General features: G+C 73.6%; 19 protein-coding genes. 13 read left to right on the forward strand and 6 right to left on the reverse strand.

Features of this window, described 5'->3' with window-relative positions; translation table 11 throughout:
• The first annotated feature begins 521 nt into the window (after positions 1–521).
• Positions 522–1,580, forward strand: a complete 1,059-nt coding sequence (locus LG396_RS34270) for a PP2C family protein-serine/threonine phosphatase (RefSeq protein ID WP_037744748.1) — start codon at positions 522–524, stop codon at positions 1,578–1,580.
• 7 nt (positions 1,581–1,587) lie between these two features.
• On the opposite strand, the gene LG396_RS34275 is transcribed toward LG396_RS34270, so the two are convergent.
• Positions 1,588–2,391 (reverse strand): class I SAM-dependent methyltransferase, encoded by an 804-nt coding sequence (locus tag LG396_RS34275; RefSeq protein WP_225797724.1) that lies wholly within the window; start codon positions 2,389–2,391, stop codon positions 1,588–1,590.
• 74 nt (positions 2,392–2,465) lie between these two features.
• Between LG396_RS34275 and LG396_RS34280 the strand changes: the two genes are divergently transcribed.
• On the forward strand, positions 2,466–2,756 hold the full coding sequence (locus tag LG396_RS34280) for a hypothetical protein (RefSeq protein WP_225797725.1): 291 nt from the start codon (positions 2,466–2,468) through the stop codon (positions 2,754–2,756).
• 64 nt (positions 2,757–2,820) lie between these two features.
• Here the strand turns inward: LG396_RS34280 and LG396_RS34285 are convergent, their stop codons facing one another.
• The 3 genes from LG396_RS34285 to LG396_RS34295 form a co-directional block, all read right to left on the reverse strand.
• Complete coding sequence (locus LG396_RS34285; RefSeq protein WP_225797726.1) at positions 2,821–3,909, reverse strand: hypothetical protein; 1,089 nt, start codon at positions 3,907–3,909, stop codon at positions 2,821–2,823.
• Entirely contained in the window at positions 3,909–4,532 is a 624-nt protein-coding gene (locus LG396_RS34290) for an RNA polymerase sigma factor (protein ID WP_225797727.1), read from the reverse strand. Before LG396_RS34290 ends, LG396_RS34285 begins: the two co-directional genes overlap by 1 nt.
• A 245-nt stretch (positions 4,533–4,777) precedes the next feature.
• On the reverse strand, positions 4,778–5,401 hold the full coding sequence (locus LG396_RS34295; protein WP_225797728.1) for a TetR/AcrR family transcriptional regulator: 624 nt from the start codon (positions 5,399–5,401) through the stop codon (positions 4,778–4,780).
• Between the two features lie 60 nt (positions 5,402–5,461).
• Between LG396_RS34295 and LG396_RS34300 the strand changes: the two genes are divergently transcribed.
• Positions 5,462–6,292, forward strand: a complete 831-nt coding sequence (locus tag LG396_RS34300) for an aldo/keto reductase (protein ID WP_225797729.1) — start codon at positions 5,462–5,464, stop codon at positions 6,290–6,292.
• 58 nt (positions 6,293–6,350) lie between these two features.
• Positions 6,351–7,238, forward strand: coding sequence for an NAD(P)-dependent oxidoreductase (locus tag LG396_RS34305; RefSeq protein ID WP_225797730.1), 888 nt, complete (start codon positions 6,351–6,353; stop codon positions 7,236–7,238).
• A gap of 69 nt (positions 7,239–7,307) precedes the next feature.
• On the opposite strand, the gene LG396_RS34310 is transcribed toward LG396_RS34305, so the two are convergent.
• Positions 7,308–8,381 (reverse strand): glycoside hydrolase family 5 protein, encoded by a 1,074-nt coding sequence (locus LG396_RS34310; protein WP_225797731.1) that lies wholly within the window; start codon positions 8,379–8,381, stop codon positions 7,308–7,310.
• A 203-nt stretch (positions 8,382–8,584) separates the two neighbouring features.
• Between LG396_RS34310 and LG396_RS34315 the strand changes: the two genes are divergently transcribed.
• Positions 8,585–9,964 (forward strand): amidohydrolase, encoded by a 1,380-nt coding sequence (locus LG396_RS34315; RefSeq protein ID WP_225797773.1) that lies wholly within the window; start codon positions 8,585–8,587, stop codon positions 9,962–9,964.
• 35 nt (positions 9,965–9,999) lie between these two features.
• Here the strand turns inward: LG396_RS34315 and LG396_RS34320 are convergent, their stop codons facing one another.
• Positions 10,000–10,866, reverse strand: a complete 867-nt coding sequence (locus tag LG396_RS34320; RefSeq protein WP_225797732.1) for a glycoside hydrolase family 16 protein — start codon at positions 10,864–10,866, stop codon at positions 10,000–10,002.
• 465 nt (positions 10,867–11,331) lie between these two features.
• On the opposite strand from LG396_RS34320, the gene LG396_RS34325 reads away from it, so the two are divergent.
• From LG396_RS34325 to qcrB, 8 genes are all read left to right on the forward strand, one after another.
• On the forward strand, positions 11,332–12,093 hold the full coding sequence (locus LG396_RS34325; RefSeq protein WP_225797733.1) for a DeoR/GlpR family DNA-binding transcription regulator: 762 nt from the start codon (positions 11,332–11,334) through the stop codon (positions 12,091–12,093).
• A gap of 141 nt (positions 12,094–12,234) precedes the next feature.
• On the forward strand, positions 12,235–13,602 hold the full coding sequence (locus LG396_RS34330) for an ABC transporter substrate-binding protein (protein WP_018842583.1): 1,368 nt from the start codon (positions 12,235–12,237) through the stop codon (positions 13,600–13,602).
• The gene (locus tag LG396_RS34335) at positions 13,599–14,570 is read left to right on the forward strand and encodes a carbohydrate ABC transporter permease (RefSeq protein WP_037744713.1); all 972 of its coding nucleotides are present in this window, start codon (positions 13,599–13,601) and stop codon (positions 14,568–14,570) included. Before LG396_RS34330 ends, LG396_RS34335 begins: the two co-directional genes overlap by 4 nt.
• Positions 14,567–15,463 (forward strand): carbohydrate ABC transporter permease, encoded by an 897-nt coding sequence (locus LG396_RS34340; RefSeq protein WP_018835512.1) that lies wholly within the window; start codon positions 14,567–14,569, stop codon positions 15,461–15,463. Before LG396_RS34335 ends, LG396_RS34340 begins: the two co-directional genes overlap by 4 nt.
• Positions 15,460–16,449: a zinc-dependent alcohol dehydrogenase family protein gene (locus tag LG396_RS34345; RefSeq protein ID WP_225797734.1), complete on the forward strand. Its 990-nt coding sequence runs from the start codon at positions 15,460–15,462 to the stop codon at positions 16,447–16,449. Before LG396_RS34340 ends, LG396_RS34345 begins: the two co-directional genes overlap by 4 nt.
• Before the next feature lie 155 nt (positions 16,450–16,604).
• Positions 16,605–17,402 carry a hypothetical protein gene (locus LG396_RS34350; RefSeq protein ID WP_225797774.1) on the forward strand — a complete coding sequence of 266 codons (798 nt, stop codon included), beginning with the start codon at positions 16,605–16,607 and terminating at the stop codon, positions 17,400–17,402.
• 75 nt (positions 17,403–17,477) lie between these two features.
• Positions 17,478–19,700 (forward strand): SpoIIE family protein phosphatase, encoded by a 2,223-nt coding sequence (locus tag LG396_RS34355; RefSeq protein ID WP_225797735.1) that lies wholly within the window; start codon positions 17,478–17,480, stop codon positions 19,698–19,700.
• Between the two features lie 101 nt (positions 19,701–19,801).
• Positions 19,802–21,538, forward strand: a complete 1,737-nt coding sequence (qcrB, locus tag LG396_RS34360) for a cytochrome bc1 complex cytochrome b subunit (protein ID WP_443729185.1) — start codon at positions 19,802–19,804, stop codon at positions 21,536–21,538.
• Positions 21,539–21,658 lie beyond the last annotated feature (120 nt).

Raw genomic sequence — 21,658 nt, forward strand, 5'->3', positions numbered from 1 at the left:
CTGGCCACGGCGACTCCTCACACAACGGGGCGTTGTCAGGAGCGTCATCAAATCCCCGAGCCGGCCATCGCTTCAAACAACAATGACGCCCCGATGGACAACCCGTCGTTGTACCGGAGGACTTGCTTCGGCCCGGAGGTCGGCCTGCGGAACCGCGGCACGGGCCGCCGCGCACGATCCCGGCCCCGCTCCCCCGCCGCGACCGATGACGACGGCGCCGCACCTGCGGGACAATGGCCTTTCGTTCACGTCGCAGCCTGCTTCGACCACAGTCGCTCGGATTCGGCCACGCCCGGCGGGAAACCGAGCACCCCGTGGCCCGTTTACAGGTATTTTGTCCAGACCGTACGGGAGCGGATGCGCCGATCCCGGTGCCGGACAGGCAACGATTCGGACGCATCGGTCCCGGATGGGCCGATCCTTGCCTAGCCTCACGGGGTGGGGGCCGGCCGCGACGGGGGCCGTATCTCCGCGCCGTCCGAGGTGCAGAGCCGAACAGCGGCTGGAGTAGCGAGTAGCGCATGACCGACCGGAAGTTGCCGCATCACCGCACGCTCAATGCGCTGCCGTACGCCGTCATGGGCTGCGTCGCCGTCGTGGACGTCACCGCCGGACCCGACGTCGGGTTCCTGCCCCTGGTCTCGCTCGGGCCGGCCTTCGCCGGCCTGGTCGGCAACTGGCAGCGCACGGTGTTCGTCGGCGGCATCGCGCTGGTGCTGTGCGTACTGCTCGGCATCTCGGACGTGATGTTCGAGTCGCGGCGCGGCTATGTGGCCCTGCTGTCCGTCGTCGGCGTCACCGTCGCCGCGCTGCTCGCGGTGCGGATGCGGCATCGCCGCGAGGAGGAGCTGGCCAGCGTGCGCTCGATCGCCGAGGTGGCGCAGCGCGTGCTGCTGCGCCCGGTGCCGCGCAGCGCGGGGCGGCTGCGGGCGGCGGTCTCGTACACCTCCGCCGTGGCGGAGGCGCGGATCGGCGGCGACCTGTACGAGGTGGTGACCTCGCCGGCCGGCGTCCGGCTGATCGTCGGGGACGTACAGGGCAAGGGGCTCGAGGCGGTGGAGACGGCGGCGGTGGTGCTCAGCGCCTTCCGCGAGGCCGCGTACGACGAACCGGACCTGACGGCCGTCGGGGAGCGGCTGGAGCGGGCGCTCGACCGGCAGCTCGACGGCGAGAAGTTCGTCACCGCCATCCTCGCCGAGGTGGGCTCCGGCCAGGAGGTGACGCTGCTCAACTTCGGGCACCCGGCGCCGCTGGCCGTGCGCCAGGACGGCGACGTGCGCTATCTCGCGCCGCCGCAGCGGGCTTTACCGCTCGGTCTCGGGGAGCACGGCGTCGCCCAGCCGGAGCCGCACACGGCGGGATTCACCCCCGGAGACCAGTTGCTGTTCTACACCGACGGCGTCACCGAGGCCCGCGACCGTGCCGGGGCCTTCTACCCGCTGGAGCAGCGCGCCGGGCTGCTCAAGGACCCCGATCCGGAAGGGGCGCTGACCGCGCTGCGCCAGGACGTGATCGAGCACGTCCGGGCACCGCTGCACGACGACGCGGCGATGCTGCTGCTGCGCTACCGGGACGGCTGACGGCACGTCACCCGGTGCGGCGGACGAGCCGCAGCTCGGTCAGGTAGCGCTTGGCGATGCGCCCGCCGTGGCGTCCGTCGATCAGGCCCGCGAGGCAGGCCAGCAGCGCGTCGCGGGCCCCGGCGGGCAGCGCCCGGTGGCCGGAGTAGGTGCGCAGCAGGTTGAGGTACTCGGCGGTGGAGTACGCCGCCTCCCACTCGTAGCGGTGGAAGACCGGGGGCCCGAAGCGCTCCTCGCCGCGGAGGTCGTCGCGGTCCTCGGGGACGGCGTAGCCGGGCCGCAGGCGCAGGCCCGGCGGGGTGGCGGGGTCGAAGCGCTCGTAGCAGCCCTGCGCCGCGGCGAAGAACTCCTCGGTGCCGCCCGCCACATGGTGGGTGCGCACGGTGGCCAGCACCCCGCCGGGGCGCAGCGCGTCCGCCGACTTCGGCACCCGGACCGCGGGGTCGACCCAGGCGAACGCGGTGGCGGCGAGCACCACGTCGAACGGCTCCGGCGGCAGCGGCCACTGCTCGAACGCCGCGTTCACGACGTCCACGCCCGGGTACCCGGCGAGGTTGCGGCGCGCCACCCGCGCCATCTCCGCGCCCAGTTCCACCGCCGTCACCCGGCAGCCGCGCCCGGCCAGCGGCACGGTCGCCTGCCCGGTGCCGCAGCCGATCTCCAGCACCCGGCAGTTGGGCCCGAGTCCGGTGGGAGCGGCGGCGGCGAGGTCGTCGTACATCGCCGGCGGGTAGCCGGGACGGGCCCGGTCGTACAGCTCGGGCGCCTCGGTGAAAGTCTTGCGCAGCCGTTCGCGTTCGTCCTCTGTCACCGGCCCACCTTATGATCGGCTTCCTGCCCGGGCACCGTCATTTTCCCGGCACCCGCCACCGAGAGGAACGCCCCTTGATCCGACGCGAGAGCTACTGCGGCGGCCGGCTGGTGAAGGAGGTCGAGCAGGTGGGCGATGGCGGCGCGCCCTCCGGCTTAGCGGCGCCCGGCGCCGACGTGGCCGCGCTGTGGCTGCTGGACGGGGAGCGCGTGGAGCCCGCGGAGGCCGAGGCGTTCTGGGTGGTGTGGACGTCGGTGCGCCGGCGGCACCCGCTGGGCGAGACGGCGCGGAGCTGGCCGGTGGTCACGATCGCGTGCGCCATCGTGCTGTGGCTGGTGACGATGGTGCTGACGCAGTTCGAATGAGGAGTGCGGTCCGGGGCGCCGGCCCGTGCCGCGGGCGGGGCCGGCCCGTCCGTCCGGGCCCGGTTCAGTCGTCCTCGTCGCCTTCGTCGTCACGGTCGTCCTCCCCGTGCCGGTCGTGGTCGCCGCTGCCGGCGCCGCCCTCGCCCCGGGCGCCGTCGCCGAAGTGCTTCTCGCAGTAGGCGGCGACGGCCTTCTCGCCGCCGGCCTCGTGGACGAGGCGGTTCCAGGACCTCTCGTCACCGGGCTTCTCCTCGCCGTCGCGTACGGCGAGGAACCTCTCGCACAGCCGCTCCACCGCCTTGCCGTGCGTGCCCTGTTGCCCGTCCCGGTCGGGGCCGCCCTGGCCGGCGTCCTCGTCCCCGGTGCCGTCGGGCTGCCCGGCGCCGTCGGCTCCCCCGCCGGGCGCCGTGCCGGTGTCCGGCTCGTCGCGCCTGCCCTCGGGTCTGTCGTCCACCCGGCTGCCGCCGGCGGAGGCGGCGCCTTCGTCGGCGGTGTCGCCGGTGCGGTCCGGGTCGGTGGTGGCGGTCGGCGAGACGGCGGGTCCCGCGGACGGCTCCGGAGTTGCGGGGGACGAACGCAGCACCGCCCCGGCCGCGAGGGCGACGCCGCCGAGCACGCAGCCGGCGGCGGCGACCGCCGCGGCGGTGCGCAGGCGCCGCAGCCGCCGGGGTGTACGGCGTACGGGGGCGGGGCCCGCGGCGGCGGGCGACAGCCGCACCACGGGCTCGGCGGCCACCCGCCGCCCGGGCGGGCGCGCCTCGCGGCCGGAGCGGGCGCCTTCGGCGCCGCGGCCGTTCGCCGCCCGGCCGTTCACGGCGCGGCCGTTCACCCGGTGGCCGTTCGCGGCGTGCCCGTTCGGCGTCCGGCCGCCGACCGCATCGCCGGGCCCCGGAGCCTCCTCGGTCCCGGTGGGCTTCCCGCGCTCCGCGGCGCGGGCGGCGCGGAAGGCGGCCAGCGCCGCCTGCTCCCCCGGCAGTTCGGTGTCGAGCGCGGGGCGGCCGGCCCGGGCCGCGGTGTCGAGCAGTTCGGCCAGCCGTTCGGCGGTGTCCCGGTCGACGGGCGGCAGCGCGGCCCCGGCGTCCTCGTGCCCGCCGGCGAGCAGCCGCTCGGCCGCGCGCTGGTCGAGCCAGGTGTTCCGGTCGTCGTCGCCCATCACATACCCCTGAGCATCCACGTGGCCGAGCAGGTCGCGTCACCCGCGGGTGCGCCGGGCGGACAGTCGTCGGCCGCGGCCTCGCCGAGCTGGTCCGCCAGCAGGCGCAGGCCGCGCAGGGCGGCGGAGCGGGCCGCGGCGGGGCTCGTGCCGAGCACGTAGGCTGCTTGCTCGTCGTCCAGCCCCACGATCGCCCGCAGTGCGACGGCGTCGGCTTCCGCGCGGGGCAGCCAGGCGATCAGGGCAAGGCTACGCCCGCCGTCCGGCCGCTCCCGGCCGCCCTCGGGGTGGCGCGCGGGAGGCCGGCCCCGGCCGCGGCGGCGGGCCCTCCTGCCGGGGCGGTCGTGCAGCCGGGCCAGTGCGCGGGTGCGGGCGCTGCGGGCGCACCAGGCGCGAAAGCACATGGCGTCGCCGTCGAACGCGCGCAGGTCCCGGGCGATGTCCTGCCAGGCGCCCGCGGCGACCTCCTCCGCGTCGCCGTCTCCCGAGGCGTCGCCGACGAGCGTGCCGACGTAGCGGACGAGGCAGGGGTGCACCGTCCTGTACAGGTGCACGAACGCGGTCTCGTCGCCGGCCTGTGCGGCGCGTATCGCCTCCGGGAACCCTGCGTCAGCCTCTGCCATGCCGGGTCAGCCCGCCCGCGGCCGCTCGGCCGGGCGCATACAAAGCGGGTCCATTCGGTATGCACCCCCCAGGTGCCGGTTTATCGGGAGGCCGACCACACGCCTTCGCTGTCCGCCCGTGCGGAAGAGCACGCTACGGCCCGCCGCGGGATCGCGTCCAGTCCGCGGACACGGGCCCACACGCCTTGGGACGTAAGGGAGTTCTTGCACCGAATGGGTCGGGTCCGCGGCTGTCGCCCGGATGATCACCGATCTTCGTCCGGGCGTCCGCGGCCGGCGCCGAGGCCGTCGAGGAGCTGGCGTACGAGGGTGGGCGCGAGGCCGTCGGCGAGCGCGGCGTGGCCGAAGAGCAGCCGGTGGTAGACGGGCGCGAAGAGCTGGTCGACGGCGGCGGGTACGTCGGTGTCCGGCCGCAGCACGCCGCGCGCCACGGCGTCGTCGAGCAGCCGGGCGCAGGCGGCCCGGCGCGGGCGCACCCACCGCTCGTCGAGCGCCGCACGGACGTCGGGGTCGGCCTGGGCGGCGGCGACGATGTCGGCGACCAGAGGGCCGGCGGCCGTGTCGCGGAAGGCCCGGACGAGCGCGCCGACCTCGGCGGCGAGGTCGCCGGCGAGGCTCCCGTCGCCCGCGGGTGCGGCGAGGGCGTCGCCGGCGGCGTGCGCCAGACTGTCGAGCATCACGTGCCCGCGCGTGGGCCACCACTTGTAGACCGTCGACTTGCTGACCCGGGCACGGGCGGCGATCGCCTCCATGGTGACCGCCTGCACCCCGCCGGAGACCAGCAGCCCGGTCGCGGCGTCGAGCACCGCGGCCCTGGCCCGCTCGCTGCGCGGACGGCCCCGCGCGCGCGGCCCACCCGTTTCGCCCATGGCAGCCTCCGGCCTCCGCCTTATACTGAACGCACCGTACGATAAAGGGAAGGAGCACGTGTGACCACCGTCCCGGTCCGCAGGCTCAACGACGGTACGAAGCTCCCCGCCCTCGGCCTCGGCACGTATCCGATGGACGACGCGCAGGCCGAGCGGGCGGTCGCCACCGCCCTGGAGACCGGCTACCGGCTGGTCGACACCGCGCTCAACTACGGCAACGAGACGGGCACCGGCCGCGGCATCGTCCGCAGCGGGGTGCCGCGCCAGGACGTCGTCGTCACCACCAAGCTCCCCGGCCGCCACCACGGCTACGAACAGACGCTCGCCTCCTTCGAGGAGTCCCGCAAGCGGCTGGGCGTGGGCTATGTCGACCTGTACCTGATCCACTGGCCGCTGCCGCGCGTGGACCTGTACACCGACTCCTGGCGGGCGATGATCAGGCTGCGCGAGGAGGACCTCGTGCGCTCCATCGGGGTCTCCAACTTCACCGTCGCCCAACTGGACCGGCTGGAGCACGAGACCGGCGTGCTGCCGGCGGTCAACCAGATCGAGCTGCACCCCCACTTCCCGCAGGAGGAGCTGCGCTCGTACCACGCCGAGAAGGGCATCGCCACGGAGAGCTGGAGCCCGCTGGGCCGCGGCACCGACGTGCTGGCCGACCCGGCGATCGCCCGGGTGGCCGAGGCGCACGGTGTGACGCCTGCCCAGGCGGTGCTGCGCTGGCACACGCAGCTCGACGCCGTGCCCATCCCCAAGTCCGCGGACCCCGAACGGCAGCGCGAGAACCTCGACGTCTTCGGCTTCGAGCTGTCGGCCGCCGAGATGGCCACGGTCGCCGGCCGCCCGCAGCGGCGGGTGGGCGGCGACCCGGACGTGCACGAGGAGTTGTGAACCGCGGCGCGCCGGATGCGGCGCCGCGCTGCCGAGCGACAACAGAGGAGTCCGCAGGGTGAGAGCAGCAGTGCTGGGAACGGGCGTGATGGGCGCGGGCATGGCGCGCTCCCTGCTTCGCGGCGGCGTCGAGGTGACGGTGTGGAACCGCACGCCGGAGCGTGCGCAACCGCTCGCCGCAGACGGCGCGCGGGTCGCACCGAGCGCGGCGGAGGCCGTGCGGGACGCGGACGCGGTGCTGATCGCGCTGTACGACGCGGCGGCGGTGCTCGGCGTCCTCGGCGACGCGCTGCCGGAGTCGGCGGAGGACGCCGTATGGGTGCAGTCGGCGACGATCGGCACCGACGCGACGCGCCGGGCCGCCGAGCTGGCCGCCGTGGCGGGCCGCACGCTGGTGGAGGCCATGCTGCTGGGCACGAAGCAGCCCGCGGAGACGGGCCGGCTGACGCTGCTGACCGCGGGCGACCCGGCGGTCTTCACCCGGATCGAGCCGGTGACCGCGGCCATCTCGGTGAAGTCGGTGTGGGCCGGGCCTGAGGTCGGCGCGGGCACGGCGCTGAAGCTGGCGTGCAACGCCTGGATCACCTCGATCACGGCGGCGTCGGCACAGTCGCTGGCCCTGGCCGGGGCGCTCGGGCTGGACCCGACGCTGTTCCTCGCGGCCATCGACGGCTCGCCGTCGGACTGCCGGTACGCGCACGCGAAGGGCGCGGGGATGCTCGCGGGAGCGTTCGAGCCGCAGTTCGCGCTCGATGGCGCCCTGAAGGACATCGACCTGATCGACACGGCGGCCCGGGGCGCGGGCGTCGACGTCACCCTCCTGGGCGCGCTGCGCAGGCTGTACGGGGAGGCGTCACTTGCGGGGCACGGCGGCGACGACATGAGCGCGGTGTACACGAGCTTCGCGGACGCGGGCGGCGGTACGCCCCCGGGCGGCACGGCCTGAGACGGCGGTGGCGGCGGGCGGTACGGAGCCGGGCGGCCGGCCCCGTACCGCCGGACGGGCGTGCCGCGCTCAGTGCCTCCCGGGGGCACCGCCGCCGTAGACGGTGGCCTCCTTCGCGGTGTCGGCGACACCGTTCTCGCCGTTGAAGAAGCGCTGCCCCCAGTCCGTCAGCGCGGCCGGGTCGAAGTTCACCGTCATGTCGAGGTACTCGACCCCGCCGCCGTTGCCGCTGTACGACCAGCCCAGGTAGCCGAGGCCCAGCTCCTCGGCGAGGCGCATGACGGCGTCCTCGTCGGGGTTGCCGTCGGAGTGGTCGTGCCCGAACTCGCCGACGGCGATGGGCAGTCCGGCATCGGTGAAGGACGTCAGGTAGTCCTCGATCTCCGCGGCGGTGTCGTAGACGCCGTACATGTGGATCGAGAAGAGGGTGTCGCCCTGCGGGTCGGAGCCGGCGACTGCCTGCGCGTTGGTGCGCATCGTGTGCGTCCAGTCCTGGCCCCAGTTGGGGGCGTCCACCATCAGGGTGTGCTGGAGGCCCGCGCCGCGCAGCTTGCCGATGGCGCCCTGGGTGTCGGCGGTCCACCGCTCGTAGCCCTGGTTGCCGTGCGGCTCGTTGCCGAGGTTGACGATGACGTAGTCCTCCTGGCCGACGAGGGCGTCGCGGACGCTGATCCAGTAGTCGGCGGCGCGGTCGAGCGAGACGGCGGCGCCCTCCTCGCCGTAGCCGGTGGTGTCGTGGACCTCCAGCACGCAGATGAGGCGGTTCGCCTTGCACTGACTGACAACGTTGTCGACGTCAGCGGTCTCGCTGCGCGGCCAGCGGTCGCCCGTGGACAGCACCACGCGCACGCTGTTCGCGCCCAGTTGCTTGATCTCGCGCAGGGAGTCCAGCTCGCCGGTGTACCAGGCGTGCGGGTGGTTCACGCCGCGCAGGACGAAGTCGTTGCCGTTGCCCTCCAGGAGCCGGCCGCCCTCGGTGTGCAGCCCGGTGGCCGCGGCGGGCTCGGCCCCGGCGCCCGGGCCGAACCCGGCGACGGCGGCGGCGAGCCCGAGCAGGGCGGCGAGCAGGACGCGGCCGGCCCGCGGCCGGCCGCGCCGGCGGCGTCCGCGAGCGGTGGGGGGTGTGGTTCTCGGTGCGCTCATGTGCGGCTCCTCGCAAGTCGGTTGACGTATACATGGGAGCGCTCCCATATATCCAGTCCCGGCGGGTCCGCGTCAAGGCCCGCGGCAGGGGCGGTTGCCGGCGGCAGAACCTGTGAACCCGTACGGGCCGAACGCACGGCGCGCTGTCGGTGGCGGCCGGTAGCGTTCTCGTCGAGGTCCCCGGGGCGATCGAGGAGTCGACCATGGCGCAGCCGGAGCACACCGCGGATGCCGGGCCGGGCGCGGAGCCCGCCGGCCTGGTGATCGAGGGCTGCGCCGCGCTGGTCCACGGGCCCGGCGGCGAGGTCGCCTTCGCCGAGGACGCCGGGATCGTGATCCGCGGCGGCGCGATCGCGGAGGTGACGTCCGCCGCCGCGGCGGCGCGGGTGCCGGCCGTCGAGCGCATCGACGCCCGCGGCCAGGTCGCGATGCCCGGCCTGATCAACTGCCATACGCACGCGCCGATGGTCTTCCTGCGCGGCTTCGCCGAGGACGTGCCGGTCGAGGAGTGGTTCAACGACTGGATCTGGCCGGTGGAGAGCAACCTCACCGACCGGGACGTCGAGTTGGGCGCGCTGCTGGCCTGCGCCGAGATGATCCGCGGCGGCGTGACGACCTTCGCCGACCACTACTTCGCCATGGACCGGGTGGCCGACGCGGTCACGGACACCGGGCTGCGCGCGGTGCTGGGGCTCGCGTACTTCTCCTCCCAGGGCGCCGAGGGCCGCGAGCGGTCGCTGGAGTTCGCGCTGAGCCGCGCCGGGGACGCGGACGGGCGGATCACGACGTGCCTGGCGCCCCACGCGCCGTACACCGTGACGGACGCCGACCTCGCGGCGACGGCCCGGCTCGCACGGGAGCACGGGCTGCTGGTCCATCTGCACGCCGCGGAGAACCGGGAGCAGACCGAGACCAGCCTCGCCAGGCACGGCCGCACGCCCATCGAGGTGCTGGAGCGCTGCGGGCTGCTCGACACCGACGTGCTGATCGCCCACGGCACGGGACTGACCGGCGCCGACATCGCGCTGCTGGGCCGGGCGCCGGCCGCCGGGGTGGCGACCGCGCCGCGGGGCTATCTGAAGTTCGGCTGGGACCCCACGCCGGTGCGCGCGCTCAAGGAGGCCGGCGTGCCGGTGGGCCTGGCGACCGACGGGGCCGCGTCGAACAACACGCTGGACGTGTGGGAGAGCATGGCGCTCACCGCGCTGGTGCAGAAGTCGGCCGAGCGGGACGCCACCTGGGCCACCGCCCGCCAGGTGCTGCACCACGCGACGGCCCAGAGCGCGCGGGTCGTCGGCCTCGGCGACCGGGTGGGCTCGCTGGCACCCGGCCGCCGGGCCGACGTGATCCTGGTCGACCTGACGGGCCCGCACACGCAGCCCGTGCACGACCTCGCCGCCACCCTGGTGCACAGCGCCCGCGCGGGCGACGTGCGCACGACCGTCGTCGACGGCCGGGTCCTCATGCGCGACCGGCAGTTGCTGACCGTCGACGTGCCGGCGGTCGCCGCCGAGCTGGCCCCGCGCCTCGCGGCGCTGACCGAGCGCGGCCACGGCCGCCGGATCCAGAGCTACGACACGTAGGGGGCTCAGACCCTACGGCGCAGAAGCGTGCCGGGTCACTGGGCGGCGTCGGGCGTGGTGACGCGGACGTAGTCGACGACGAGCTGCTGCGGGAAGGTCGTGCTGCCGTCCGGGTCGCCGGGCCAGTAGCCGCCGACCGCCAGGTTGAGGATCAGGAAGAACGGCTTGTCGAAGACCCACTGCTTGCCGCCGAGGTCCGCGGGCGTCCGCGTCTGGTAGACGTTGCCGTCCACGGACCAGGTGATCTCGTTCGGCGACCAGTCGACGGCGAAGGTGTGGAAGCCGTCGGCGAACGCCTCGCCGCCCGGCAGCGAGTAGCCGGCCCCGATGCCGCCGGAGCCGGAGTAGTCCGGCCCGTGGATGGTGCCGTGCACGGTGTTCGGCTCGAAGCCGACGTTCTCCATCACGTCGATCTCGCCGCTGGCCGGCCAGCCGACCTGGCCGATGTCGTCGCCGAGCATCCAGAACGCCGGCCACATGCCCTGCCCGCGCGGCACCTTCATCCGCGCCTCCACGTGCCCGTACGTGGTGGTGAAGCGGCCGGAGGTGTTGAGCCGGGCGGAGGTGTACTCGCACCGGCCGTACCAGCACTGGTAGTCGCCGGGGTTCTCCTTGCGCGCGGTGATGACCAGGTTGCCCTCGCCGTCGAGCGCGGCGTTGGCGTTGCCCGGCGTGTAGTACTGCCGCTCGTGGTTGTTGACGTTGTCGCCGGTCTCGATCAGCCACTTGCCGCCGTCGACCGCGGAACCCGCGGGTCCGTCGAAGTTGTCTTCGAAGGTCACAGCCTGAGGGCCGTCCGGTGCGGCGCCGGCAGAGCCGGGTGTCCAGCTCAGTCCGGCGCAGACGGCCGCGAGCAGCAGGACGGCGGGCGTACGGCGGCGCCGTTTGCTCCGTGATGTCATGAAGGTGCGCCTCGATCCTCTGGTGGGGGGTTGCCGACCGGGGAACGCCCGCGGGTGGCGGACGTCCCGACTGGTCAGCCGGGTATCGAGCTTGGTCCAGACCTGTTTCGGTGCGAAAGTGAACTCCTTCGCGCGGGCACAGTCAATGGATCCGGCGGATCCCACTGCGTTCAGGTTCCGAAGCGAAGAGGGCCCGAACCCACGCCCGTTGCCCAAGCGGGCACCGAACGGTCACGCGTCCTGGCCGGGGCGGGCACGCCCGGCGGGCGGCGAAAGCGGCCTCTTGCCGCTCCCCAGCGGCGATACGGCGGTGAAAGCGGGCACAGTCGGTCACGACGTGCGGTGCAGGAAGCCTGGCCGGTGGGTTCCGCCGCCGGTAGAAATGCCTTCGGAAGCCCGAACGGGCAGGGCTTCGCGATTCCGACAACACCCCCCACAGCCAAACCGCGAAGGCAGGTGGTCGTCGTGGACGGAGAAGAACGCAGACGGGTCATCCTGGAGACCGCCAGGCGCGCCGGCAAGGTGGACGTCGCCAAGCTGGCCGCCGACCTGGGCGTGTCGAGAGAGACCGTACGGCGCGACCTGACGCTCCTGGAGGACCACGGGCTCGTCCGGCGCACGCACGGCGGCGCGTACCCGGTGGAGAGCGCGGGGTTCGAGACCACGCTCGCGTACCGCACGACCATGCACGTACCGGAGAAGTCGCGCATCGCCGCCGCGGCGGCGGAACTGCTCGGCGACGCCGAGACGGTCTTCATCGACGAGGGCTTCAACCCCCAGCTCATCGCCGAGGCGCTGCCGCGGCCCCGTCCGCTGACCGTCGTCACGGCCTCGCTCGCCACCGCGAGCGCGCTGGCCGGGGACGACCGGGTCACGGTGTTACTGCTCGGTGGCAGGGTGCGCGGCAGCACCCTGGCCACCGTGGACCACTGGACGACCAGGATGCTCGCCGGCTTCGTCATCGACCTGGCGTACGTCGGCGCCAACGGCATCTCCCGCACGTACGGGCTGACCACCCCGGACCCGGCGGTCAGCGAGGTCAAGGCGCAGGCGATGCGCGTGGCCCGGCGGAAGGTCTTCGCCGGGATCCACACCAAGTTCGGCGCGGTGAGCTTCTGCCGCTTCGCGGAGGTCTCGGAGTTCGACGTGATCATCACCGACACCGGGCTGCCCGCCGCCGAAGCCCACCGCTACTCGCTGCTGGGCCCGCAGGTCATCCGCACCTGACCGGCCCGGCTCCCGTTCCGCAAGCCCGCACACCACATCCCCCACCCGCGTACGCCACACGCCTCCCGGACCGGCAGCAGACCGGGCGGCACGGTTCCGTACGCCCCGATTCCCGCCCCCGACCCTCTTTGGGAGCATGCGATGCTCACTCCGACCCGCAGCAAGCGCACCATCCGCACCCTCGTGCCCGTGGCCACCGCCGCGGCCCTGCTCGCCGCGTGCAGCGGCGCGGGGGGCGGCGGCAGCTCCGGGGGCGACGACTCCGTCAACGTCGTCATGGTCAACAACCCGCAGATGGTGGAGCTGCAGAAGCTCACGGCCAAGCACTTCACGAAGAAGACCGGCATCGAGGTGAACTTCACCGTGCTGCCGGAGAACGAGGTCCGCGACAAGATCAGCCAGGACTTCGCCAACCAGGCGGGCCAGTACGACGTCGCCACGATCAGCAACTTCGAGGTCCCCTTCTACGCCGAGAACGACTGGCTGCTACCGCTCGACGAGTACGCGGCGGACGACGCGGAGTTCGACCAGGAGGACGTCCTCGCGCCGATGCGCGAGTCGCTGACGGCCGAGGACGGCAAGCTGTACGCCGAGCCGTTCTACGGCGAGTCGTCGTTCCTCATGTACCGCAAGGACGTCTTCGCCGAGAACGGGCTGAAGATGCCCGACAAGCCCACCTGGCAGCAGGTCGCCGACCTCGCCGCCGAGGCGGACGGCGCCGAGCCGGGCATGAAGGGCATCTGCCTGCGCGGCCTGCCCGGCTGGGGCGAGGTCATCGCACCGCTGACGACCGTGGTCAACACCATGGGCGGCACCTGGTTCGACGAGGACTGGGAGGCGCGGCTGGACTCGCCGGAGTTCACCAAGGCGGTGAAGTTCTACGTCGACCTCGTACGCGAGCACGGCGAGGCCGGCGCGGCCCAGTCGGGGTACGCGGAGTGCCTGAACAACCTCACCCAGGGCAAGACCGCCATGTGGTACGACGCCACGGCGGCCACCGGTTCGCTGGAGGCCGGGGACTCCCCCGTCCGCGGCAAGATCGGCTACGCGCCGGCACCGGTGGACAAGACCGAGTCCTCCGGCTGGCTCTATACCTGGGCGTGGGGCGTGCAGAAGGCGTCGGAACGGCCCGAGAGCGCCTGGAAGTTCATCTCCTGGGCGTCCAGCAAGGAGTACGAGGAGCTGGTCGGCAAGGAGCTGGGCTGGGCCAACGCGCCCGCCGGCAAGCGCGCGTCGACGTACGAGAACCCGGACTACCTCAAGGCCGCGGGCGCCTTCGCCGACATCACCCGTGAGGCGATCGAGGGTGCCGACCCGCGGGATCCGGGCACGCAGCCGCGGCCCGCACCCGGCATCCAGTTCGTCGGCATCCCCGAGTTCTCCGACCTGGGCACCAAGGTCTCCCAGGAGATCAGCTCGGCCATCGCGGGCAAGCAGTCCGTCGAGGACGCGCTGGCCAACTCCCAGGAACTGGCCGAGGAGGTCGGCGGGGAGTACCGGGACCGATGAGCACCCCGACCGCCGTACGCACCGAGCGCCCGGCCCCGCGCGCGGGCCGGCCGGCATCCCGCCGGCCGGGCCGCGGGGCCCGGGCCTGGGCAACCCGTGCGCCGCTCCTGCCGGCGCTGGTGTTCCTGATCGCCGTGACCCAGCTGCCGTTCGTGGCGACGCTGGTGATCTCCCTCTTCGACTGGAACTCGCTGCGCCCGGACGACCGCAGCTTCGCCGGCCTCGACAACTACAGCGAGGTCGCCAACGACGAGAGCCTGCGCGAGTCGGTGGTGACCACGGCGCTGCTGACCGCCGCGGTCGTCCTGGTCAGCGTCGTGCTCGGGCTGCTCATCGCGCTGCTGCTGGACCGGGCGTTCCCCGGCCGGGGCGTGGTGCGCACGCTGCTCATCGCGCCGTTCCTGCTGGTGCCGGTCGCGGCCGCGCTGCTGTGGAAGCACGCGCTCTACAACCCCGAGTACGGCCTGTTCAACGGCGCCATCACCTGGGTCGCGGAGCTGTTCGGCGACGACACGCCGCCGCAGCCGGACTGGGTCTCGGACATGCCGCTGATCGCCGTCGAGGCCGCGCTGATCTGGCAGTGGACCCCGTTCATGATGCTGATCCTGCTGGCCGGGCTGCAGAGCCGGCCCACCGAGATGGTGGAGGCCGCCAGGCTGGACGGCGCCACCGGCTTCCAGATCTTCCGCTACCTCACGCTGCCCCACCTGCGCCGCTATCTGGAACTCGGCGTGCTGCTGGGCTCGGTGTACATCGTCCAGAACTTCGACGCGGTGTTCACCATCACCTCGGGCGGCCTGGGCACCGCCAACCTGCCGTACACGATCTATCAGACCTTCTACCAGGCGCACGAGTACGGGCTGGCCTCCGCCGCCGGCGTGCTCGTGGTCATCGGCTCCATCGTCATCGCGACCTTCGCGCTGCGCGTCGTGTCGTCCCTGTTCCGGGAGGAGGCGTCCCGCGCATGACCACGACCACGGCGACGGCCCCGAAGCCGGCCCGCACCGGCCGCGCCGCGCTGCCGCCCGCACTGCGCCGGGCCCGGCGCCGCAGCGCCGGACTCGGGCTGCTGGCCTGGCTCGTCGGCATCGCCTTCTTCCTGCCCGTGGCGTGGATGGTGCTCACGTCGCTGCACGCGGAGACGGACGCCGCCGCCAACCCGCCGGCGGTCGCCGCCTCGCTCACGCTCGACGGCTACCGCACGTTCTTCGGCTCCGGCGGCGGCCCCAGCCCGTGGCCCGCGCTGCTCAACTCGCTGATGGCGAGCATGTTCTCGACCGTGCTGGTGCTCGCGCTGGCGCTGCCGGCCGCGTACGCGCTGTCCATCCGGCGCGTGAAGCGCTGGACCGACGTGCTGTTCTTCTTCCTGTCCACCAAGATGCTGCCGGTCGTCGCCGGGCTGCTCCCGATCTACCTGTTCGCCAAGAACACCGGGATGCTCGACAACATCTGGCTGCTCGTCCTGCTGTACACGTCGATGAACCTGCCGATCGCGGTGTGGATGCTGCAGTCGTTCCTCGCGGACATCCCCGTCTCGATCGTGGAGGCCGCGCAGATCGACGGCGCCCGGCTCACCACCGTGCTGACCCGGGTGATCGCCCCGGTCGCCGGGCCGGGCATCGCCGCCACCTCGCTGATCTGCTTCATCTTCAGCTGGAACGAGATGCTGTTCGCGCGGGTGCTCACGGGGGTGACGGCGGAGACCGCCCCCGTCTTCCTCACCCGCTTCATCACCAGTCAGGGGCTCTTCCTCGCCCAGGTCTGCGCCGCCTCCGTCGTCATCTCCCTCCCGGTGCTCGCCGCCGGGTTCGCCGCCCAGGACAAGCTGGTCCAGGGCCTGTCCCTAGGAGCCGTCAAATGAGGGCCGCCGTCATCGAAGCCCCCGGCACGGTCACCGTGACCGACGTCCCCGACCCCACCCCCGGCCCCCGCGAGGTCGTGGTGGACGTCGCGGCGTGCGGGCTGTGCGGAACGGATCTGCACATCCTGCAGGGCGAGTTCGCGCCCACGCTGCCGGTGGTGCCGGGGCACGAGTTCGCGGGCGAGGTCGTCGGCGTCGGCCGTGACGTCACGGAGGTCGCGATCGGCGACCGGGTGGCCGTGGACCCGTCGCTGTACTGCCACGAGTGCCGCAAGTGCCGTACGGGCCACGGCAACCTGTGCGACCGGTGGGGCGCCATCGGCGTCACGGTGGCGGGCGGGGCGGCGGAGTACGCGCTCGCGCCGGTCGCCAACTGCGTCCGGCTGCCCGACCACGTCCGCACCCAGGACGCGGCGCTGATCGAGCCGCTGTCGTGCGCGGTGCGCGGCTACGACGTGCTCAACAGCAAGCTGGGCGCCCATGTGTTGATCTACGGCACGGGGACGATGGGGCTGATGATGCTGGAGCTGGCCAAGCGGACCGGCGCCGCGGCGGTGGACGTGGTCGACCTCAACCCCGAACGGCTGGCCACCGCGCAGAAGGTGGGGTGCAGCCGCGCCGCGGCCTCGCCGGCGGAGTTCGGTCAGCCGGAAGGCTGGGACGTCGTCATCGACGCCACCGGGAACGCGGCGGCGATCCAGGACGGCCTGGGGCGGGTCGCCAAGGCAGGCACGTTCCTGCAGTTCGGCGTGGCGGACTACGCGACGACGGCGACCATCGAGCCGTACCGCATCTACAACCAGGAGATCACCATCACCGGCTCGATGGCCGTGCTGCACAGCTACGAGCGCGCGGCGGAGCTGTTCGCCGCGGACGTGCTCGACCCCGAACTGCTCATCAGCGACCGGCTGCCGCTGGAGCAGTACCCGGCCGCCCTGGAGCAGTTCGCCGCGGGCAGGGGCCGGAAGATCGTGGTGGTGCCGTAGCCGTTGGGAGGGGTGTGGGCGCCGTGTGAGACGAGTCTCAGGCGGCGCTCATTTATGCCGATTCAGTACGCTACGGCGGCAGTTGCCCGCTGGCAGACTGGGGCGTTGCAGGCAGAACCCCCCGCGCCCCGGAAGGACGGCGAGGTCAGGTGGCCATGATGGACTGTCCGGACTGCGGCCGGTGGCACGACCCGGCCGGCGCGGCCCGGTGCGCCGGCGCGCCCCCGGACGCCCCGTCGGGCGGCGGGCCCGCGGCGCTCCAGGAGCCGGGCCCCGCGGTGCCGGGGCCCGATCCACGGGACGTCGAGCTGTTCGCCGAGGGCCGCGCGGGCTACCCGGACACCGCGCCGCACGGGCACGGGCCGGCGGACGGCGACACGCTGCGCCGGCCCGTCGTCCCCGGCCGCGCCCGGCACGGCCGGGGACGGCAGCGGCGCCCGCCCCGCGCGCGGCTGGCCGCCCTCGCGGCGGCGGGGGTGGCGGCGATCTCCGGCGGGCTGGTCGCCGCGAACGTGCTCGGCGGGGGCGGCACGTCCGGCGCCGACCGGGCCGACGAGCGTCCCGACGCCCCGTTCGGCCCTCTGCCCACGGACTCCGCCGGCACGCCCGACCCGACCGGCGCCCGGCCGGCGGCGAGCCCGCCGGCCGAGCGGGCCGGGGCACCGGACCGCGCGCAGCGCTCCCGGCCCTCCACCGCGCCGCCGTCGGCCCCCAGCACGGACCCGGCGACACCGGAGCCCAGCCCGAGCGGCAGCTCCGCGCGGGCCGCCGGCCCGTCGTCGACCGCCTCCTCGCGGGCGACGGTGTCGGCGCCGAGCGGCACCCCGTCGGGTTCGGGGTCCTCCTCCCCCTCGCAGTCGCCCACGCCGACGCCCACCGGCACCGGGGACGAGGAGGGCGAGCAGGAGCACGGGCGGCCCGACGCGCCGGACGCCCGGCACCCGAACGGCTGAACGGCGGACCGCCGCGGCCCCGGCCGGCGGGCCCGTGCGGATGCGCGATCCCCGCGCGGGGGCGAGATTGGGGGCATGGCCCGTGCCCACGCGAGCGCGCCGCACGACGGCAGGCTCGACGCGCTGCTGCTCGGCGTGCTCTTCGCCCGGGCGCGCTCCGCGCTGATGGTCTTCGACGCCGAACTGCGCCTGCTGCGCGCCAATGCCTCCGCGCGCCGGCTCCCGGGCGTGCCGGAGGAGGCGGAGCCGGCGGAAGCCGCGGAGGCGGGTGCGGAGCAGGCGCAGGGAGCACAGGCGGCGCGGGAGGAAGGCGGCGAGGCGGATGCGGAGCGGGCAGCACCGGCCGCGCGGGACGTGGGCGCGGTCGCCGACGGGGCCGAGCTGGAGCAGTTGCTGCGGCACGTGGTCACCTCCGGCGAACCGGTGCGCGGCGTGCGGATGGCGGGCGACTGCGACCGGGTGCTGTCGGTCTCGGCGTACCCGATGGGGGACGACGAGGGCGGCGATCCCGTGGCGGTGCTCGCCCACGTCCGCGACATCACCGACCGCCGGCGCGCCCGGTCCCGGCTGGAGCTGCTGTACGCCGCGGAGGCGCGCATCGGCGCGCTGCTCGACGTCGGCCGGGTGGCGCAGGAGCTCGCCGCGGTCGTCGTGCCCGCGCTGGCGGACGCGGTGGTGGTCGACGTCGCCGATTCCGTGTGGCGGGGCGAGCAGTCGGCACCGTCCCAGGGGGTGGAGGTGCTGGCCCTGCGGCGGGCGGCGGCCGCGCCGCTGGCGTACCGGGACGAGGACGGCGTCGGCGCGCAGGTGCGCTACCCGTACGCCTCCCCGCAGTCCAGCGCGCTGACGGACCTGCGCCCGCGGCTCATCCAGGACCCGGCGCTCCCCGGGCCCGCGGTCGTCGGCGGCGACCGGCAGGCGTCCGCGCCCGAACCGGATCCCGCGAGCGGACCCGGCGTCGAGCAGACCCCGCCCGCGTCCCTGCCCGACGCCGCGGACGACGCGCACTCGCTCATCCTCGTGCCGCTGTCCGCCCGCGGCGCGCTCCTCGGCCTCGTCACCCTCTACCGCACCGAACGCCCCACGCCCTTCGACGACGCCGATCTGCGGCTGGCCACCGAGGTCGCCGAGCTGGCGGCGGTCAGCGTCGACAACGCCCGCCGCCAGACCCGCACCCACACCACCGCCTCCGCCCTGCAGCGCAGCCTGCTGCCCGCGCAGCTGCCGGAGAACAGCGCGATCGACGCGGGCCTGGCGTACGTGCCGGGCACCTTCCCCGGCACCGGCGGCGCGGGCGGCGACTGGTTCGACGTCATCGCGCTGTCCGGCGCCCGGGTGGCGCTGGTGGTGGGCGACGTCACCGGCACCGGGCTGCACGCGGCGGCGACCATGGGCCGGCTGCGCTCGGCGATCGACACCATGGCCGGCCTCGACCTGCCGCCTGACGAGCTGCTGACCCATCTGGACGCGCTCGTCTCCCGGTTGATGCAGGAGCCGCCCGACCCGTTCGCCGACCCGCAGCGCAACCGGCCGCCGCCCGCGGCGACCTGCGTCTACGCCGTCCACGACCCCATCGCCATGCGGGTGACCCTGGGCCTTGCCGGGCATCCGCCGCCCGTCGTGGTGCGGCCCGACGGCAACTCCGAGGTCGTCGAGGCCGCGAGCGGCCCGGCGCTGGGCGGCGGCTCCGGTTCGTACCGCTGCGCCGAACTCGACCTGCCCGAGGGCAGCCTGCTCGCGCTCTACACCAACGGCCTGCTGCCCGACCGGCCCGGGGAGTCGCTGACCCGGCTGCGCCGCGCCCTCTCCGAACCGGCGCGCCCGGTGCAGGACCTGTGCGACGCGGCCGTACGCGAACTGCTGCCCTCCCGGCCGAGCGACGACGCGGTGCTGCTGGCGGCGCGGCTGCGGGCGCTGCCGCCGGACCAGGTGGTGGCCGTCCAACTGCCGGTGGACCACTCCGCCCTCTCCGACGCCCGCGACCTGGTGCGCCGGCGGCTCACCGACTGGGGGCTGCGGGAACTGACGCTGCCCACCGAGCTGATCGTCAGCGAACTCCTCGCCAACGCGGTCCGGCACGCCCCCGGCCCCATCGGGCTCAAGCTCATCCTGCAGTCGGTGCTGACCTGCGAGGTCACCGACACCAGCCATGTGGCGCCGCATCTGCGGCACGCCACGAGCAACGACGAAGGCGGGCGGGGGCTGTTCCTCGTCGCCCAGCTCGCCCGGCGCTGGGGTGTGCGCTACACGCCGCGCGGCAAGGTCGTCTGGACCGAGCAGGAGATCCCGGGCAGTTGATCCCCGGTGTGAGCTGACTCACACGGCTGCTCGTCCGTGTCACATTCGCCTCCCTGTTCCTGTCATAGAAGTGAGTGCACCAGGGAGGCAGGAGCAACCGTATGTCCGTAACCCAGACGGAAGGCTCGTCGCAAGGTGCGATGGGCGCCCGTCGGCCCACCCGGGCATCCACCGGCGAGCGGTTCGCGGACTGGGCCGACAGCCGGCTCGGACTGCACGGCGGCGGACGCAAGTACACCAGAAAGGTCTTCCCGGACCACTGGTCGTTCCTGCTGGGCGAGATCGCGCTCTACAGCTTCGTCGTCGTCCTGCTCACCGGCGTCTATCTGACGCTGTGGTTCAACCCCTCGATGAACGAGGTCGTCTACGACGGCTCGTACGCGCCGATGAACGGCGTGCGGATGTCCGAGGCGTACGCCTCCACGCTGGACATCTCGTTCGACGTGCGCGGCGGTCTGCTGGTGCGCCAGATCCACCACTGGGGCGCGCTGATCTTCGTCATCGCCATGCTCGTGCACATGATGCGGCACTTCTTCACCGGCTCGTTCCGCAAGCCGCGCGAGCTGAACTGGCTGTTCGGCTGGATCATGCTGTTCACCGCCCTCTTCGAGGGCCTCCTCGGGTACTCGCTCCCCGACGACCTGCTCTCCGGTACGGGCCTGCGCTTCGTCGAGGGCGCCACGCTCTCCACGCCGCTGATCGGGACATACCTGTCGTTCTTCATCTTCGGCGACGAGTTCCCCGGGCACGAGATCATTCCACGCCTGTACGCGCTGCACATCCTGGTGCTGCCGGCGCTGATGGTCGCACTCGTGGTGGTGCACCTGATCCTGGTCTTCTACCACAAGCACACGCAGTGGGGCGGGCCCGGCAAGACGGAGAAGAACGTCGTCGGCGCGCCGTTCATGCCGGTGTACGTGGCCAAGGCCGGCGGGTTCTTCTTCCTGGTCTTCGGCGTCATCACCGTCATCGCGGCGATCGCGACCATCAACCCGATCTGGAACGTGGGGCCGTACAGACCGGACCAAGTGTCGACCGGCGCGCAACCGGACTGGTATCTGGGCTTCGCCGAAGGCATGGTGCGCGTCATGCCGGGCTGGGAGATCAACGCCTGGGGCCACACCCTCGCACTCGGGGTGTTCATCCCCATCACCCTCTTCCCGCTCATGTTCATCGCCATCGGCGCGTACCCGTTCATCGAGGCGTGGATCACAGGGGACAAACGCGAGCACCACCTGCTGCAGCGGCCGCGCAACGTGCCCGTGCGGACGGCGCTCGGCACCTCGTGGCTCTCGCTGTACGCCCTGTTCCTCATCGGCGGCGGCAACGACATCTTCGCCACGCACTTCAACGTCTCGGTCAACAACGTCACATGGGCCCTGCGGATCGGCGTGTTCGTGGTGCCGGTGCTCACGTTCATCCTCACCAAGAGGATCTGCCTCGCGCTGCAGCGGCGCGATCGCGACAAGGTGCTGCACGGCCGCGAGACCGGCATGATCAAGCGGCTGCCGCACGGCGAGTACATCGAGGTGCACGAGCCGCTGTCGCAGGCGGAGCTGCACAAGCTCACCTCGCACGAGCAGCCGCAGCCCTACGTGCTGCCGCCCGCGGTCGACGCCAACGGCGTCCGCCGGCCGCCGGTGAGCGTCGCGGACCGGGTGCGCGCCAGGCTGTCGCACAGCATGTTCGGCCCGCACACGCGGATCGACAAGCCGACGGCGGAGGAGTACCGCCGCGCGGTCGCCCACGGCCACGATCACGCGGAGCTGCCGCCCGGCAGCGGACCGCGCGAGCTGGAATCCGCGGACGAGAGCCCGGGCGGCCCCTCGTCCGGATGAGGTACGGCCCCCCGACGGCCCTCATCCGGGACTGAGGCAGGCCCCCGACCGGGTGGGGCGCGGACCCCCGACCGCGCCCCACCCGACTTTTTTGGTTAGGCTACCCTAAGTTTCTTCGAG

This window comes from Streptomyces aculeolatus, from assembly GCF_020400605.1.
Taxonomy (GTDB): Bacteria; Actinomycetota; Actinomycetes; order Streptomycetales; family Streptomycetaceae; genus Streptomyces; species Streptomyces aculeolatus.